Consider the following 16,342-nt stretch of genomic DNA (forward strand, 5'->3'; position numbering starts at 1 on the left):
TTTTATGAACAGTAATTAAAATCACTATCATTAAGCAGAGCTAATTTATCACCAACAATTTCAGCCGCTTCAAGTTTGGCTAACAGGTCAAAACCGATTTGACGTTGCTCTAGTGTCAACGCTAAGTAAGGTAATCTAAAGTTAGCTTGAACGGCACCTGTCATCATTAACGTGGTATTTATGGCAATAGGGTTAGGCTCACAAAACAACCATTTCATCAGACTTTGTAAACGTTCATTTAGTTCGTTATCTTCACTGTCCATTAATGTTCTCATTAGGCCAGGCACCAGATTCGAGGTTACAGAAATAACACCGTGAGAGCCAAATTGGTGGCGACCAACATAACATTCATCATCATTACCTGACCAACAAGCAATACCTTGCTTTTCATAATAAGCAATACGGTCATTACCGCCACATTCTTTCACACCAATAAAGTTTTTATGCTTTGACAAAGGTTCGATCAAATCAGGCGTAAGGTCTTGGCCCGTTCTTCCTGGTACGTTATAAATAAACGCAGGACCAATATCTAAGACTTTGTTAAAATGCGCGGCAACACCCGCCATTGAGGTTCGCCCGTAATAAGGGTTAATTTGCAATGCTGCATCCATCCCCATGGCAAAACCATTCTGTGTGGCTTTAATCGCCTCACGGGTATTATTACTACCGGTATTACCAACAATAATAAGTTTGTCACTATACTGATGAACGGTATGAGCGATTAACATTAAATGCTCTTCCCAACTTAATAAGTGTCCTTCACCTGTAGTACCACCGACAACAATACCGTCAACACCCGCCGCTATTTGCTTTGCAACCAGCTTGTCATAAGTAACAAGGTCAATTTCACCCTGTGCGTTGTAAGGGGTTTTTATCGCAGTAATTAAACTTGCTGCCTTTATATTTTTCATTTTTTCTCAACTACATATTAGGTAAAAGGGTAATTTTTCTTATTTTTGAAGAATAACTGAATTTAACAATGACCGATTTTATCAACAACTCGGCGTAGGATAAACACTTCATTACTAACAATGTGCTGATATTTGAAAATTTGACTGTCTAAGGCTAAAACTTTATAAGCCTGATAGTTATTTTCATCATTTAAATCGGCTCGATAATGCTCACCGTCAACAACTTCTTCTTGTGTGATAGTAAAGTGAATATCTCCTACTAATCCCCAATCGCCTAACTCAATAATTTGGCTAACAATTTCGCCCTGAGACGTTTGTTCAACAAATGAAAACTCAAAACTACCATCAAGGCAAAGCTCAGCATACTCAACAAGTTGGTGACCGACGTCGTTCATTTCCATACGATACCAACGGCCGGCTAATAATGCTCGGTTATATTGTTCACTCACTTAAAACACGCCTTATAACTCTGTCAGATATAAATACTATTGTGCATTATTTTCACCGACAACCAAATAAAAAAAAACACAACATTGATTGTTGTGGTTAAATAAAGCGCTTGACGTTTTATGAAAAATTAGTTTTTTAAGACCTTAATACTACCATTGACACTTTCTAAATTAATCGTAATATCGCCGCTACCGACTGTCCCAGATAAGTGACGACCACTAAACATTTTTTTATCACTTGAAAGCCCAAATGCCGTGTCAATACTGCCGTGCATGGTTTCGGCATTAATAGTGGCATTGAGCTCACCAGGCATATAAAGTTTAATGCTGCCGTTGACCGTTGTTATCTCCACGCTGTCGATGTTGTTGCCAACTTGCTGGTAGGTCGCATTAATACTGCCATTGACTGAATTTAATTCAAGGTTTGCAGCTAAGCCTTGCACACTAATAGTACCATTAACTGTATTCGCTTTTATGTCACCTTGTACTTTATCAATCACCAATGAACCGTTTACTAATTCAATATCGGTTAATGCCGCGCCAAACGGAACCATAACAATGTAATCAACTTTGCCAGAGCTATTATTATGCCCCCAAGATGATTGTTTTTGGTATGTAGTTTCAACACTAACCCCTCTAGAACTTTCAGAAAACTCAAGGTTTATACGGTCTCTATCAGTTTGATTTTCCGCGGTCACTATTGCTGTTATTCTAATTTCATCGTTACTCCAACCTTGAATGTCAACACCACCATTTATATTAGCTAAACGTAAACTTGTTTGTTCACTAACAACAAATGATTTTTCAATAGTATCTTTAACCTGTGCATATACGGCGCTAATACTAGCAAGTGATAAAATTGTGGCTAAAGTAAGTTGTCTTTTAAATGACTGTTTCATGAAATTTCCTTAGGGTTTATTAACTATTTTAATGGCTATAATGGTTAAGTACACAATGGCATTGAAAAGGTTTAAATTTTATTTTACTTTTTTAAATGACCTTTCCTACTTTTAATAACTAACAACAATTCAACTTTTACAGTAACCTAACGGTAATTTTCACCCTATTGACAGGATTTATAAATGACCATCGCTAACGTGCACTTACTTCTTACTGGCAATGAATTGATGACGGGAGATATTGTCGACAGTAATTCAGCAATGATCGCTCAACAATGTAAAGCCATTGGCATAAAAATTAGTCGCAAAGTGACCTTAGCTGACGATCTTGATTTACTTGCAAAGGAAATAGAACACTTAACAAAAGATGCCGATGTATTAATTATTAATGGCGGGCTTGGTCCAACGACAGATGATTTAACCGCACAAGCATTAGCCTTGGCGACACAACGCTCTTTAAAGCAACATCCTATAGCACTGGCCCACCTAAAAACCTGGTGTGAACAACGTAATGCTCATTTAGGTAAGGCTAATTTAAAGCAAGCTCTGCTGCCAGAAAATTGTAATATTATTGCCAACCGAATAGGCAGCGCAGTAGGTTTTTCCTTAACACTGAATGATTGCCAAGTCTTTTGTACGCCAGGGGTACCTAGTGAACTTAACATAATGCTTGATGAAGAAATCATTCCTGAATTGGCCTCACAATCTAACTTCACTGCGGAAATGGATATTACTCGCTTACAGTTATTTGGTATTGGCGAATCAACCCTTCAGTCAATGTTGGTAAAAAACTTTCCCGATTGGCCTAAAGAAGTTGAAGTTGGTTTTCGCGCATCTTCGCCATTAATAGAATTAAAGTTAACCGTTGAAAAAAATGAGTATTTATCAATAAAAATCGATCTTATTAAAAAAATCAAAACATTATTAAATGATCACATCATTGAAGAGATTAAAGATAAACCTTATTCTTTAGCCGAACTAGTTTTGCAATTATGCCAACAAAAAAATCTTAAAATAACGACAGCAGAGTCTTGTACCGGCGGTTTAATCGCCAGCGAAATAACCAAAATTTCAGGGTCATCATCTTCGTTTGAAGCTGGCTTTGTAACTTACTCAAATAATATGAAAAGCAAACTACTGCATGTTGATGAAAATATACTTGAACAACATGGCGCGGTTAGTGAACAGACAGTAATAGCAATGGCAGAAGGTGCATTAGCCATAGCAGGGGCTGATTTAGTTATTGCCGTTTCTGGTATCGCTGGCCCAACGGGTGGCAGTAAAGAAAAACCCGTTGGCTCAGTTTGGATAGCTTGGGGGAATAAAGATAAAATACACACCAAATATTTTTGTATAAAAGCAAATAGGGAAAACTTTCAACGTATGGTAGCAGCACGGTCTCTTGATTTAATAAGACGGTTATTAATTGAGAGTAATCAAACACCACTTTATTTTTAATATATAGCCTTAATATGTTGTATGCGTGTTAACGTTAGGTATTAACTTTAATAATATTGAAAGAAACGTAATTTTTATTGCACCATAAATCAAATCTTTATATATTTATAGGCAGAATAAACTAGAATAGATTTATGAAGCTGCATATTAGTTATTTGGGTAACTAATCTTGCTAGACGTTTGAGTAGAAATAGGAGCATATTTTGATAGAAAAAAACTTCATCACGAGTGGTCGTAATACCATTATCCATAAGATGAGAAAATTTGATTTACTGATTGTAAATGGCGGTCATCCTGTAGTTATTGTAAGTAACCGTGGTATAGGCATTTACAAAGGTGAAGTTCCAAATAAAAGAGCTGATGCTAAGAAAGCCTATCAAGATGTTGTTGATGTTAGTGCAACAGACGTTTTTGGAGAGAATAAAACATTAATTTTTATACAAGCATTAGATAACAAAGAATATAAAATTGATTATTCAAAAGTGAATACTGGCTCTTTTATTAAAATTCACCAGGAAAACTACATTTAATCGATATTTTAAGTGGTAATATTGGAGTAAGTCTAGCGTGACTCAAGCAAGCTTAGTAACAAATAAAAAAAATAATATTGACCTTGTTTTGCAACCGGTTAAAGATGATACACAGGTAACAGAAGCCAGCGTCCATGAACTAATAGAAAATTCTGAATTTAAAGATTTATATGTTGATAATGGTAATATAAAAAATGCCATCGCCGAACTTAATAGTGTCCTAAAACCTCTTCAAAAGAATAAATCTGGTCGAGAAATTAGTTATCAAGTGCTTGAGCGCAGAGACGCGACTATTTCAATTACCATTGATAAAGATGAAATGTCTGCAACAGCTGAGATTTCAACAGCGCTTGGTGGTAAACATTTAACCGCTAAGGCCATTCTCAACTCTGCTCAAGAAGCAGGTGTCAGCAAAGGCTTTACCAAAGAGCAATTATTAAAACTTGCTCATCAAGCCGCGAAAGAACCTGCTGGCTCTATAATCACCGGCGAAATAGCCCACGGTAAAATTGCCCTTAATGGTAAAAATTCAAAAATAAAATGGTTAGTACAAAGCGCCCAAGATAGAATTTTACGTCCTAAAGATCGCGAAGATGGAAGTGTCGATATGCGCGATTTAGGTGACATAATTTGTGTGAAAGTAGGCGATCCGCTCGCGAAAAAAATTATGCTTACCGAAGGTGTTAAAGGTTTTACTGTGACTGGCTCTCCCCTAGAGCCTTTGCCAGGAGATGACATCACGCTAACCGCTGGCGAAGGTACAACAATAAGCCCTAAGAATGATAAAGTCTTAATCTCTACACTGATCGGCTTACCAAGAATTATTGATAACGGCATGGAAGTTGATCCGGTTTATCGCATAAAAAATGTTGATATCAGTACGGGACATATCAAATTTGAAGGCAGTATTATTATTGATGGTGATATTTGTGAGGGTATGAAAGTAACGGCAACCGGTGATATCACTATTGGTGGTTTTGTTGAGTCAGCAACCTTAGAAGCTGGTGGTGACATTACTATTGGTAGTGGCATTATTGGTAAAAAACAAGACGTTGAAGGTCAATCTCTCGATAATATTAAAATGAGTGCTTATATATCTGCTAAAGGTGATATTTTCGCAAAATATGCCCAATATGCTGAAATATCTTGTCACTCCTTACGTATTGAAAACCAAATGATGCACAGCATTATTGATGTTGAAGAGACACTTTGGTTAGGCACTGAAGAAAAAGCTAATGGTAAGCTTATCGCTGGTTACATAAAAGCGGGAAAATCTGTTCATGCCGGTATTGTAGGCGCAACAGCAGGAAGCAGCACCATTATAAGCTTTTCCAAAAAAGTGGATCTAATGAAAGAACAGTTAGAAGACATTGAATTTAGATTAAAAGTTGATTCTGATAAATCAACGGAATTACAATCAGCTGTTAATAAACTCAAAAAGTTGCCTACCGATAAAGTAAACCCTGAGATGCTCAGTAAACTGGTTTCTACTTATAAGTTTCATGCTCATCGCGTAGGTGAGATCCTTAACGAAAAAGAAGCTTTTGAAGAGCAAATACAAACCTATATGGCAAGTGTCTATATAGAAGCAACAGAGAAACTTTATCACGGTGTACAAATGATTGTTGGCGACTTCCAAGATAGATCTCGCCGTGAATATGGACCAACTAAAGTGAATTATAAAGAAAGAAAAATTCATTTTAATCCTATCGTTAACACATAGAATATTACTGAAAATTTTCTATCAATATCATTTAGTTATATTAGGAAAACGATGAAATTTAATACTCTTGCTTTAATTGCAACGAGCTTAATTGCTAGTACTGCTTCAGCACAGCAATGCGATATAAACTTTAATCATGGTGTGGTAATCAATCCTTCTCATGTACGTATTTTGAAAGAAAGCCAAACCTACGTTCAAATTAATAATAATCAGCAATTATTTATTCGTGGGCGAGAGATAGCCCTCAATGAAGAACAAAGACAATTACTCACGCAATACAGCCAAGGCATTCGTAAACAAATACCTGAAATAGTGGCAATAGCGATTGAAGGTGTTGATATTGATTTAAAAGCAGTAAACAAAGTTATTGCTGGTTTAACGGGTGAAAACAGCGCCTCACATCAAAAAATTCAAGAGCGCTTCGATGAGATGCAATACCGTTTAAGAGAACGTTTTAACCATAGCGATACTAATTATTATATTGCTTCGCAAGATTTTGCTGATTTTGATGAAATTTTTGCTGGCGCCTTTGAACAAGAAATTGAAAGTATCGTAACCGAATCAATTGGCACTATTTTAATGGCCGTTGGTGAAGCAATGACCACCAACGAAGAAAGCAGTAGTGAGCAGCGCGTAGAAACCTTTGACCAACGTATCAAAGGTATGGAAAAGGATTTACAACTTGAAATTGAACCTCGAGCACAAGAAGTTAAATTAAAAGCTGCGCAGTTTTGTAAAAATTTAAAGAAGTTAGATCAACTAGAGTCTAAGTTACAGCAAAGTATCACTGCACTGAGTGAGTTTGATTTGATACAGACAAAATAACTCCGTTGCTCCCAACGAGTAACGTCAGAGTGAACAAAGAGCGTCATACTGAGACAGGCACCGTCATCCTGAACTTGTTTCAGGATCTGTACTTACAACCACAAAAACCAGATACTGAAATGAATTCAGCATGACGACAAGAGTACTAAACGATCACCGACTCCCTGATACCATCACTGTCATCCTGAACACAACACCGTTATCCTGAAAACAAAAAACCTGCATCAGCAGGTTTTTTATAATTAAAATCATACAAATAGTAACTTACATATTTGGATAATTCGGACCACCGGTGCCTTCTGGTGTTACCCAAGTTATATTTTGGCTTGGGTCTTTAATATCACAGGTTTTACAGTGAATACAGTTTTGCGCATTAATCACTAATTTGTCACCCTGCTCTGTCGATTCAATTTCGTATACGCCAGCCGGACAATAACGCTGAGCAGGCTCTGCATACTTAGCTAAATTAACCGTAATTGGAACATCAACGTCAGTCAGTCTTAAGTGACAAGGTTGTTCTTCTTCATGGTTAGTATTTGACAAAAATACTGAGGTTAATTTATCAAAACTCAGTTTATTATCTGGTTTTGGATAATTGATAACCGCCGACTCCGAGGCTAATTTAAGCTGGTCATGGTCAAGCGTGTCGTCCTTAAGGTTAAACGGTAATTTACCATTAAATAGGTTTTGATCTATGGTGTTGTAAGCACCACCCAAGGTCATACCAAACTTATGCATAGCCGGGCCAAAATTGCGAGAGCTATAAAGTTCGTCATATAACCAAGAGTCTTTAAACCTTTCAGTATAATCAGCAAGGTCTTTACCGCCTTCATCACCGGAAACGATCACTTGAAAAATACTTTCAGCGGCTAACATACCCGATTTCATTGCGGTGTGATTACCTTTGATTTTAGCAAAGTTTATCGTTCCAGCATCACAGCCAACTATAATACCACCTGGCATTGTCATTTTAGGTAATGAGTTAAAACCACCCTTTGCCATCGCTCGTGCTCCATAAGAAACACGTTTACCGCCTTCAAGGTACTGACTAATTTTTGGATGATGTTTATAACGTTGAAATTCATCAAATGGACTTAAATGCGGGTTGCTATAATTTAAATCTACAATAAGACCTACAAATACTTGATTATTTTCTGCATGGTATAAATAGCCACCACCTGTTGCGCCTTGATCTAATGGCCAACCAGCCGTATGTACTACGAGACCTTCTTGGTGCTTAGCGGGATCAATGTCCCAAATCTCTTTAAAACCTAAACCATAATGCTGTGGAGAGACACCTTCATCTAAATTAAATTTACTGATCAGTTCTTTACCTAAGTGACCACGGCAACCTTCAGCAAAAACAGTATACTTAGCGCGAAGTTCCATTCCAGGAACAAATGAATCTTTTTCTTTACCATTAACATCTAGACCCATGTCACCGGTAATAATACCCGCAACACTACCATCATCGTTATAGAGTACTTCATGTGCTGGGAAACCAGGAAAAATTTCAACCCCTAATTCTTCCGCTTGCTCTGCTAACCAACGACATACGTTGCCCATGCTAACAATATAGTTTCCATCGTTATGCATAGTTTTTGGTACAGAGATGTTAGGTAATTTTATCGCGTTGCTTTCGCTATTAAGTAAATAAAGATCATCGCCGGTAACTTTTGTATTAAGTGGCGCGCCTTTTTCTTGCCAATCTGGGAATAATTCATTTAGCGCTCTTGGCTCAAAAACAGCCCCCGATAAAATATGTGCTCCAACTTCTGAGCCTTTTTCAACAACGCAGACTAAGAGTTCTTGATCTTTTTCTTTTGCTAACTGCATCAAACGACAAGCTGTTGCTAAGCCAGACGGACCAGCACCAACAATAACAACGTCAAAATCCATCGATTCGCGTTCCATAAATTTCCCCAAAAAATATTCATTTAAATAAAGTCAAACACTCGTTTGATTTTCAAACACCTGTTTGATAATATCACTCATTATAGATATTTTGTTGATAAATACTATCTTCTATTGAAAGATATTGCGACAAAAGCTATTTAAGCTCAATTTATCGAGACAAGCACCGTATTACGTTGACGTTCACGTAGTCTAGTATTAGTCTGTCGAGCAATAATGAGAAATACTTGCTAATGTTAGTTTAATTAATCAAACCTTAGCTTTACACTATAAATACAAACACAACAAACGCAATCAGAGGCTACGATGAAAGTATTAGTACCTATTAAACGTGTAATTGACTATAACGTCAAAGTTCGCGTAAAAGCAGACAATTCAAATGTTGATCTTGCTAATGTAAAAATGGCAATTAACCCTTTTTGTGAAATCGCTGTAGAAGAAGCGGTTCGTTTAAAAGAAGCTGGCGTTGCCACTGAAGTTATTGTGGTATCCGTTGGTGACAAATCTTGCCAAGAACAATTAAGAACGGCTTTAGCATTAGGCGCAGACCGCGCTATTCAAATCGAAACTGATGAGAAGTTAGACGCTCTTAATATCGCCAAACTTTTACAAAAGATTGTTGAAGAAGAACAGCCACAATTGGTTATTCTAGGTAAGCAATCTATCGACAGTGATAATAATCAAACAGGTCAAATGCTCGCTGCCTTAACAGGTATGCCGCAAGGTACTTTCGCATCAGTGGTAAAAGTTGAAGGCGATAAAGTTAATGTAACACGTGAAGTTGATAGCGGCTTACAAACTGTATCACTTAACCTACCTGCAATTGTTACTACCGATTTGCGTTTAAATGAACCTCGTTATGCTTCATTACCTAATATCATGAAAGCAAAGCGTAAACCATTAGTGGTTAAACCCGCTGCAGATTTTGGCATTGATTTAAGCCCACGTTCAAAATTAATAAAAGTTGTACCACCTGCAACACGTAAAGCCGGTATTATTGTTGATGGTGTAGATACATTAATTGAAAAACTGAAAAATGAAGCGAAGGTGATTTCATGAGTATTTTAGTATTTGCTGAACATGATAACAGCACATTAAAAGCTGACACGCTTAAAACAGTTGCTGCAGCTCAAGCAATTGGTGGTGACATTCATATATTAGTTGCTGGTAGTAATTGTCAGAGTGTTGCACAAGAAGCCGCTAAAGTTAACGGTGTAAGTAAAGTTCTTGTTGCTGATAATCCAGCTTATGAACATCAGTTAGCTGAAAACATTAGCTTATTGGTGACAGAACTTGCTGCTGATTACGAACACGTTTTAGCAACAGCTCTAACGACAGGTAAGAACTTTATGCCTCGCGTTGCCGCTTTATTAGATGTTGCACAAATATCAGATATTATTGCTGTAGAAAGTAGTGATACTTTTGTTCGTCCTATTTATGCAGGTAATGCTATTGCCACAGTGCAAAGCTTAGACAGTAAAAAAATAATTACGGTTCGTCCTACCGGTTTTGACCCAGTTGCCACTGATGGTAGTGCTGAAATTGTAGCAGTAGACTCAGTAACAGACGCTGGAATTTCAACGCATGTAAATGATGAACTCTCTGTATCAGAACGTCCTGACTTAGGCGCAGCAAGTATCGTTATTTCAGGTGGTCGTGGCATGCAAAACGGCGATAACTTCAAGTTACTTGAAGGTATTGCAGATAAGCTTGGCGCTGCTATTGGTGCTTCACGTGCCGCTGTAGATGCTGGCTTTGTACCTAATGACATGCAAGTCGGTCAAACAGGTAAAATTGTAGCTCCTGACCTATACATAGCTGTAGGTATAAGTGGTGCAATACAGCATTTAGCTGGTATGAAAGATTCTAAAATCATTGTTGCGATCAACAAAGATGCCGAAGCGCCTATTTTCCAAGTTGCTGATTACGGTATTGTTGGTGATTTATTTGAAGTATTACCAGAGCTTGAAGGTAAACTGTAAACTATAACGTTTTCAGACTTATTTTCTAGGTATAATAAAGCCACTTTAATAGTGGCTTTATTTTTATCTTTTATTTAACCACTCAGTCAATTAACACTCGGGTACCACATCATGAAAAATAAACTTTCTAGTCTTAGCGATCTTGCTGGTGCATTTGGTAGAGAGAGTGCTACAGCTGAGCATTCGGCCAATCAGCAACCAGCCGATAGTTCATTAGTCTATTCAACAGATAGTGGCCGTATCAAACAAGACAATAACGCCCAAACAATAACAGCCAGTGATGGCTTTGCTAAAGTTAGACGTGAAACTAAAGGCAGAAAAGGTAAAGGTGTCATCACCATTAGTGGATTAGGCTTAGATGTAAAAGCGCTAAAAGAGCTTGCTACAAAATTAAAGAAAACCTGTGGCACCGGTGGCAGTGTTGTCGGTGAAGTCATTGAAGTGCAAGGCGATAAAAGAGAGCAAATAAAACAGGTCCTTGAGAGCAATGGCTTTAAGGTAAAGTTTGTTGGCGGTTAGTCAGCAAACATCTAACAGACTAACTTATATCGTACTTTCGTAATTTCATTGCTATTTTATTGTGTGAAACCTTTAACCGCTCTGCTAGTTTCCTCGTTGTTGGGTAAAGCGGATACAGCGTTTTAAGCAAATCTCCTTCAAATTTTTCTTGAGCACTATTCCAGTCCGACCATTGAGGCTGCTCAGCAAAATTTTCACCATCGCTAGCAGAACCAGCAATATTATGACTTATCGGCAGATCAACTGCTGAAAATTGTGATAACGCACCATCAATATCAGACTTTTCAATAACACCGCTATCATTAAGGGCTACCGCTCTAAATAAAATATTTTGTAACTGGCGAATATTACCTGGCCATTGGCATATCTTAAGTGCAGCAAGTGCTTGCTCTGTTAAAGTAGGTACTTTTCGTGCAACTTGAAGCGCCGCCATTTTAATAAAGTGTGCCGCTAATAAAATAATATCATCGGGTCGTTCACGCAATGGTGGTATCGACAAATTCAATACATTTAAGCGATAAAATAGGTCTTCTCTAAATAATTGTCGTTCAATCTGTTGCGGTAAGTGTTGGTGACTGGCACTGATTATACGCACATTCGCCGTTAACTCTTTCGTGCCACCTAGACGACGATATTTATAATCCTGTAAGAATCGTAATAACTTAGCTTGTAAATATACTGACATTTCTGCAATTTCATCTAAAAAGATAGTCCCTGTTTCTGCCAGTTCAAATAGCCCAGGTTTCCCCCCTTTTTGAGCCCCGGTAAAAGCACCTGGCGCATAGCCAAACAGTTCACTTTCCAATAAGTTTTCGGGTAATGCTGCACAATTCAGCGCTAAAAAAGGCGCGTCGGCACGTCGACTGGCATTATGCAAAGCACGAGCTAATAACTCTTTACCTGTACCTGTTTCACCACTGATAAGTACCGGTAATTCTAATTCTGAAAACCTGAGTGTTTGAGACTTTAACAGTCGAATAGCTGAGGTCTCACCAATAATATTATCAAATTCAGCTTGCTCTCGACTCTGTATTAATGCGATATGCTGACCAACGCGGTTCATTGAACGTAAGGTGAGAATAACGCCTGATGAACTATGTTCTGAAAATATTGGCGTGATATCAGCTAAATAAGAGTGTTCGAGAAATGAAAGTGAAAAATTACTCATTGAAGAATTAAGCATATCTTGAAAGGACTGATCTATATATTGATCGATATGCTGTCCCTCAATTTTTATCACTAAATCTTTTAATAACGACTGAGCGGCCGTATTAATAATAACAATAATACCATTTTGGTCGATATCCAGTATAGGGTCTGGAATAGTGTCTAATAAGGTTTTTAAATGAGCCTCACGTCTTTGTGTCGGTAATAAGTCGACAGATAAACAATGAACTATGTCATCGCGGTGCGACAGAGAATTTTGCACGTCAGACAATGCTAATTCATTGGACATAAAGTGGACATAAATAAAGTGACTAACCACTTCAAGTGAACGTATATTCCAACGATTATCAGCAAAAATAGCCAAGATTTCTTGGCTTATACCAATACGATCTTTTACTTTAATTTCAATTCTCATCATTTTATCTCAATGTTTCACAGCCACATTGTAATAAATTAATTACAATGTATTAATTATATTACAGAATAACTGATAAGCGAACGATTTGTAATAAATTAATTACAAACCAATCAACCTTTACACCAAGAAGATCATAACACATTGTTATTATTGATTTATATTTTGCTGGCTCTATTTTTGCTAATATGAAGACAAACGGATCAATATAAAAGAAATTAGCGGCGCAACCTATAAACAATAACAAAGTGCGCCGCTAATTTTCTTCATCGAAATGCTTATTAAAGAGAGAATTTATGAAAAATAGTAAATATGTTGAAACACAAGCAATCCATTCAGGACGTATTAACGATGAGCAATTTGGCTCTTTAGCAACACCACTTTACCAAACGTCTACTTTTATTTTTGAAAACGCTAAACAAGGCGCCGACCGTTTTGCGGGTGAGGCTGAAGGATATATTTATGGGCGATTAGGTAACCCTACAGTAAGACAATTAGAAATGCGTGTTGCTGCCATGGAAGAAATGGAAGATGCCGCTGCCACAGCAACAGGCATGGCGGCTGTTTCTGGCGCCTTATTAGCTAATTTGCAATGTGGTGATCATATTATTTCCTCTAGTGCCTTATATGGCTGTTCATATGCATTGATCAGTCATATGCTAACCAAATTCGGCATTGAAGTTTCATTTGTTGATATGAAAGTGCCTGAAAATATTGAAAAAGCGATAAAACCAAATACTAAAGTAATATTCCTAGAAACACCAATAAACCCAAATTTAGTAGTTTTAGATTTAGCACGTATTTTAGCGATATCAAAAAAACACAGTATTCTATCAATCGTTGACAATACTTTCTTAACCCCTGTTTTACAGCAACCTGGAAAATTTGGTGCGGATATCGTTGTTCACAGTGCAACTAAGTATCTAAATGGTCATGGTGATGTGGTAGCAGGTATTATCTGTAGTAATGCTGAAATGATAGAACACATCAAATTAACAGCACTTAAAGATATTGGCGCAACAATGAGCCCGCATGATGCATGGTTAATTATGAGAGGATTAAAAACCTTACCATTGCGTATGGAACGCCACTGTTCAAATGCACAAACAATCGCTGAGTTTCTAGAAAGTCATCCAATGATAGCGAAAGTTTATTACCCTGGTCTTAAATCGCATGACGGTTATAAATTTATTGGTACGCAAATGAAAGCGGCCGGTGGAGTTATCGCTTTTGAATTAAATGCAGACTTAAAAGGTGGCGAAGAATTTATAAATCGGATGAGTTTATTTTCAATCGCAGTAAGCCTAGGAGATGCAGAGTCTCTTATTCAGCACCCTGCTTCGATGACTCATTCACCTTATACACCAGAAGAGAGAGTAGCGGCAGGTATCAGTGATAGTTTAATTCGAATATCTGTTGGTTTAGAACACGTAAATGATTTACTTGACGATCTAAAGCAATCGTTAGATCAAATAGAAAACCGCCAAGAGCAAGTTGCCTAACTTAGCGGTTTATAACGGGTAAGCATAATTACCCGTAAAGTATTAATCCTGCGTTATAATTTTAGTTAGCGCAGGCAGTACTTTTTCTTTTAACAAGGTTAATTCACTGTCTGTATAAGCCTTCATTGCAAACGCCCCCCAAACAGGTTTAGGCCAAGCAATATCATCCGCAAAGCGAACAATGTGATGGACATGAAGTTGTGAACAAATATTACCTAATGCCGCTACATTCATTTTTGTGCCATTAAATAACTGCATTAAGATTTCACTTAACAAACTTGATTCATTGAGAAACTGCTGTTGTTGCTGCCAATCAAGTTGATAAATATCTTGAATATCATCGACCCTAGGTACTAAAACAAACCACGGATAATTACTATCATTCATTAGTAATAGTGTTGACAGTGGTAACTCAAGTAACTCAATGGTGTCACGTTGTAATAGCGCGTGAAGTTGAAATGTATTAGACATATAGACTCTCTTAACGTTTATTTTTACGACCGCGACCGCGGGCAGTTTTCTTAGCTTCTCTAGCCGCTACTTTTTTAGCCTCAAGCTCGATAAAATGAAGTGTTTCAATCTCTATCATATCGGGTGTTTCAAAAGTAATGCCGCCCAGGGTATTATCGCGTATCTCATTGATTAATATTGCTGCGGCTTTATGATAATCAATACGACCACCTGATTTAACACAGCCGCGTCTACGACCTATTTCTTCAAGTAACTCTACTTCGGTTTGTGGCGTATCGTCAAATTGATAACGTTCTTTTAATCGTTGCGGGTAATGCGCTAATAAATATTCACCTGCAAACGAGGCAATATCTTCATGGTCGAAGGCGGTATCTTTAACTGCGCTGGTAATCGCTAATCGATAGCCACTGTTTTCATTAACAATTTTTGGCCACAACATACCTGGAGTATCATACAAGTAAAGACCTTCGTCTAAACGAATTCGCTGCTGACCTTTAGTCACAGCAGGCTCATTACCCACTTTAGCTTTTGCTTTTCCAACAAGAGTATTTAATAAAGTAGATTTACCTACGTTAGGGATACCCATAATAACAACGTTGATCTGTTTACCCGTTTCATTTTTACTCGGTACTAATTTACGAATAAGACTAGGGAGTGTCTTCGCTACAGAAGGGTTATCTGTGGTTAGAGCGATTGCTTTGACATTTTTTTGAGACTCTAAATATTCTAGCCAAATTTTTGTTTTAGCAGGATCGGCAAGATCAGACTTATTGAGAATTTTAATAAGGGGGATATCACCTCTGATCTCAGTGATCATCGGATTTTCACTGCTAAACGGCAATCTAGCGTCACACACTTCTATGACCACATCTATTTGTGGAAGAATTTCTTTTATTTCTTTTTGGGCTTTATGCATATGCCCAGGGAACCAATTAATAGCCATAACAACACTAAGTAATTTATTAATGTGTAGATTTTAGCAAGTTACGCATTGATACACACGTTACATTGAAAATAAATATGATATTACAAGCATCGCCAGTTATAAGATAAGCTTTTGAGCTGAAAGATATGAAATTTAACATGCGTTAGTAGCAAGTTTACAAAGACTTAAATACAAAAAACGTTTCGTTTATAACAAGCATGCTTATTAAAGCTAGATTAGCCTTAATGTATTACGTTTGGCTGTTAGCTGTTGATTTATTTTAATGAGAACTAGCAGTTTTTGCTAAGTTTTTTAAACGCCAGAAAGCAAAAAACCCGTAGCATAAGCTACGGGTTTCTCTAAATAGAAGCTTAGCAATGTCCTATTCTCACATGGGCATGTCGAACATAAGTCACACTACTGTTGGCGCTACTACTCTACGGGTATAAATGATTTATTTTTAAACGCCAGAAAGCAAAAAACCCGACTCTTTCGAATCGGGTTTTTCTAAATAGGAGCCTAGCAATGTCCTACTCTCACATGGGAACTCCCACACTACCATCGGCGCTACTGCGTTTCACTTCTGAGTTCGGAATGGGATCAGGTGGTGCCACAGTGCTATTGTCGCTAGACAAAAAGGTTACAATCTTGA

The 16,342-nt window shown here is 37.4% G+C and carries 15 protein-coding genes and 1 rRNA gene; 8 read left to right on the forward strand and 8 right to left on the reverse strand.

From position 1 onward, the window contains the following. Positions 1–2: 2 nt before the first annotated feature. The 3 genes from dapA to A3Q34_RS05535 all read right to left on the reverse strand — a co-directional run bounded on the left by dapA (position 3) and on the right by A3Q34_RS05535 (position 2,259). On the reverse strand, positions 3–911 hold the full coding sequence (gene dapA, locus A3Q34_RS05525; protein ID WP_070374453.1) for a 4-hydroxy-tetrahydrodipicolinate synthase: 909 nt from the start codon (positions 909–911) through the stop codon (positions 3–5). Positions 912–973: 62 nt separating this feature from the next. Then, positions 974–1,360, reverse strand: a complete 387-nt coding sequence (locus A3Q34_RS05530; protein WP_070374454.1) for a hypothetical protein — start codon at positions 1,358–1,360, stop codon at positions 974–976. Between the two features lie 128 nt (positions 1,361–1,488). Next, positions 1,489–2,259 carry a DUF4097 family beta strand repeat-containing protein gene (locus tag A3Q34_RS05535; protein WP_070374455.1) on the reverse strand — a complete coding sequence of 257 codons (771 nt, stop codon included), beginning with the start codon at positions 2,257–2,259 and terminating at the stop codon, positions 1,489–1,491. Positions 2,260–2,442: 183 nt separating this feature from the next. Here A3Q34_RS05535 and A3Q34_RS05540 point away from each other — a divergent pair, with 183 nt between their 5' ends. The 4 genes from A3Q34_RS05540 (at position 2,443) to A3Q34_RS05555 (ending at position 6,795) form a co-directional block, all read left to right on the forward strand. Next, positions 2,443–3,717, forward strand: a complete 1,275-nt coding sequence (locus A3Q34_RS05540; RefSeq protein WP_070374456.1) for a CinA family nicotinamide mononucleotide deamidase-related protein — start codon at positions 2,443–2,445, stop codon at positions 3,715–3,717. A gap of 203 nt (positions 3,718–3,920) precedes the next feature. Next, entirely contained in the window at positions 3,921–4,247 is a 327-nt protein-coding gene (locus tag A3Q34_RS05545) for a hypothetical protein (protein WP_070374457.1), read from the forward strand. Between the two features lie 37 nt (positions 4,248–4,284). Continuing rightward, a complete protein-coding gene (locus tag A3Q34_RS05550) occupies positions 4,285–5,970 on the forward strand; it encodes a DUF342 domain-containing protein (protein WP_070374458.1) in 1,686 nt (561 codons plus the stop codon). Between the two features lie 51 nt (positions 5,971–6,021). Continuing rightward, positions 6,022–6,795, forward strand: coding sequence for a DUF2884 family protein (locus A3Q34_RS05555; RefSeq protein ID WP_070374459.1), 774 nt, complete (start codon positions 6,022–6,024; stop codon positions 6,793–6,795). A 264-nt stretch (positions 6,796–7,059) separates the two neighbouring features. On the opposite strand, the gene A3Q34_RS05560 is transcribed toward A3Q34_RS05555, so the two are convergent. Beyond that, complete coding sequence (locus A3Q34_RS05560; RefSeq protein WP_070374460.1) at positions 7,060–8,709, reverse strand: electron transfer flavoprotein-ubiquinone oxidoreductase; 1,650 nt, start codon at positions 8,707–8,709, stop codon at positions 7,060–7,062. A gap of 306 nt (positions 8,710–9,015) precedes the next feature. Here A3Q34_RS05560 and A3Q34_RS05565 point away from each other — a divergent pair, with 306 nt between their 5' ends. From A3Q34_RS05565 to A3Q34_RS05575, 3 genes are all read left to right on the forward strand, one after another. Beyond that, complete coding sequence (locus A3Q34_RS05565; RefSeq protein WP_070374461.1) at positions 9,016–9,768, forward strand: electron transfer flavoprotein subunit beta/FixA family protein; 753 nt, start codon at positions 9,016–9,018, stop codon at positions 9,766–9,768. Further along, the gene (locus A3Q34_RS05570) at positions 9,765–10,691 is read left to right on the forward strand and encodes an electron transfer flavoprotein subunit alpha/FixB family protein (RefSeq protein WP_070374462.1); all 927 of its coding nucleotides are present in this window, start codon (positions 9,765–9,767) and stop codon (positions 10,689–10,691) included. Before A3Q34_RS05565 ends, A3Q34_RS05570 begins: the two co-directional genes overlap by 4 nt. 111 nt (positions 10,692–10,802) lie before the next feature. Beyond that, positions 10,803–11,210: a translation initiation factor gene (locus tag A3Q34_RS05575; RefSeq protein WP_083277913.1), complete on the forward strand. Its 408-nt coding sequence runs from the start codon at positions 10,803–10,805 to the stop codon at positions 11,208–11,210. Between the two features lie 19 nt (positions 11,211–11,229). On the opposite strand, the gene A3Q34_RS05580 is transcribed toward A3Q34_RS05575, so the two are convergent. Next, a complete protein-coding gene (locus A3Q34_RS05580) occupies positions 11,230–12,795 on the reverse strand; it encodes a sigma 54-interacting transcriptional regulator (protein ID WP_231907433.1) in 1,566 nt (521 codons plus the stop codon). A gap of 293 nt (positions 12,796–13,088) precedes the next feature. On the opposite strand from A3Q34_RS05580, the gene megL reads away from it, so the two are divergent. Beyond that, positions 13,089–14,294 carry a methionine gamma-lyase gene (gene megL, locus A3Q34_RS05585; RefSeq protein ID WP_070374463.1) on the forward strand — a complete coding sequence of 402 codons (1,206 nt, stop codon included), beginning with the start codon at positions 13,089–13,091 and terminating at the stop codon, positions 14,292–14,294. A gap of 42 nt (positions 14,295–14,336) precedes the next feature. On the opposite strand, the gene A3Q34_RS05590 is transcribed toward megL, so the two are convergent. The 3 genes from A3Q34_RS05590 to rrf form a co-directional block, all read right to left on the reverse strand. After that, entirely contained in the window at positions 14,337–14,765 is a 429-nt protein-coding gene (locus A3Q34_RS05590) for an HIT domain-containing protein (protein ID WP_070374464.1), read from the reverse strand. A 10-nt stretch (positions 14,766–14,775) separates the two neighbouring features. After that, complete coding sequence (ylqF, locus tag A3Q34_RS05595) at positions 14,776–15,708, reverse strand: ribosome biogenesis GTPase YlqF (protein ID WP_070374465.1); 933 nt, start codon at positions 15,706–15,708, stop codon at positions 14,776–14,778. Between the two features lie 499 nt (positions 15,709–16,207). Continuing rightward, positions 16,208–16,322: ribosomal RNA gene (rrf, locus tag A3Q34_RS05600) — 5S ribosomal RNA — on the reverse strand. Between the last annotated feature and the right edge of the window lie 20 nt (positions 16,323–16,342).

Source organism: Colwellia sp. PAMC 20917 (assembly GCF_001767295.1).
Taxonomy (GTDB): domain Bacteria; phylum Pseudomonadota; class Gammaproteobacteria; order Enterobacterales; family Alteromonadaceae; genus Colwellia_A.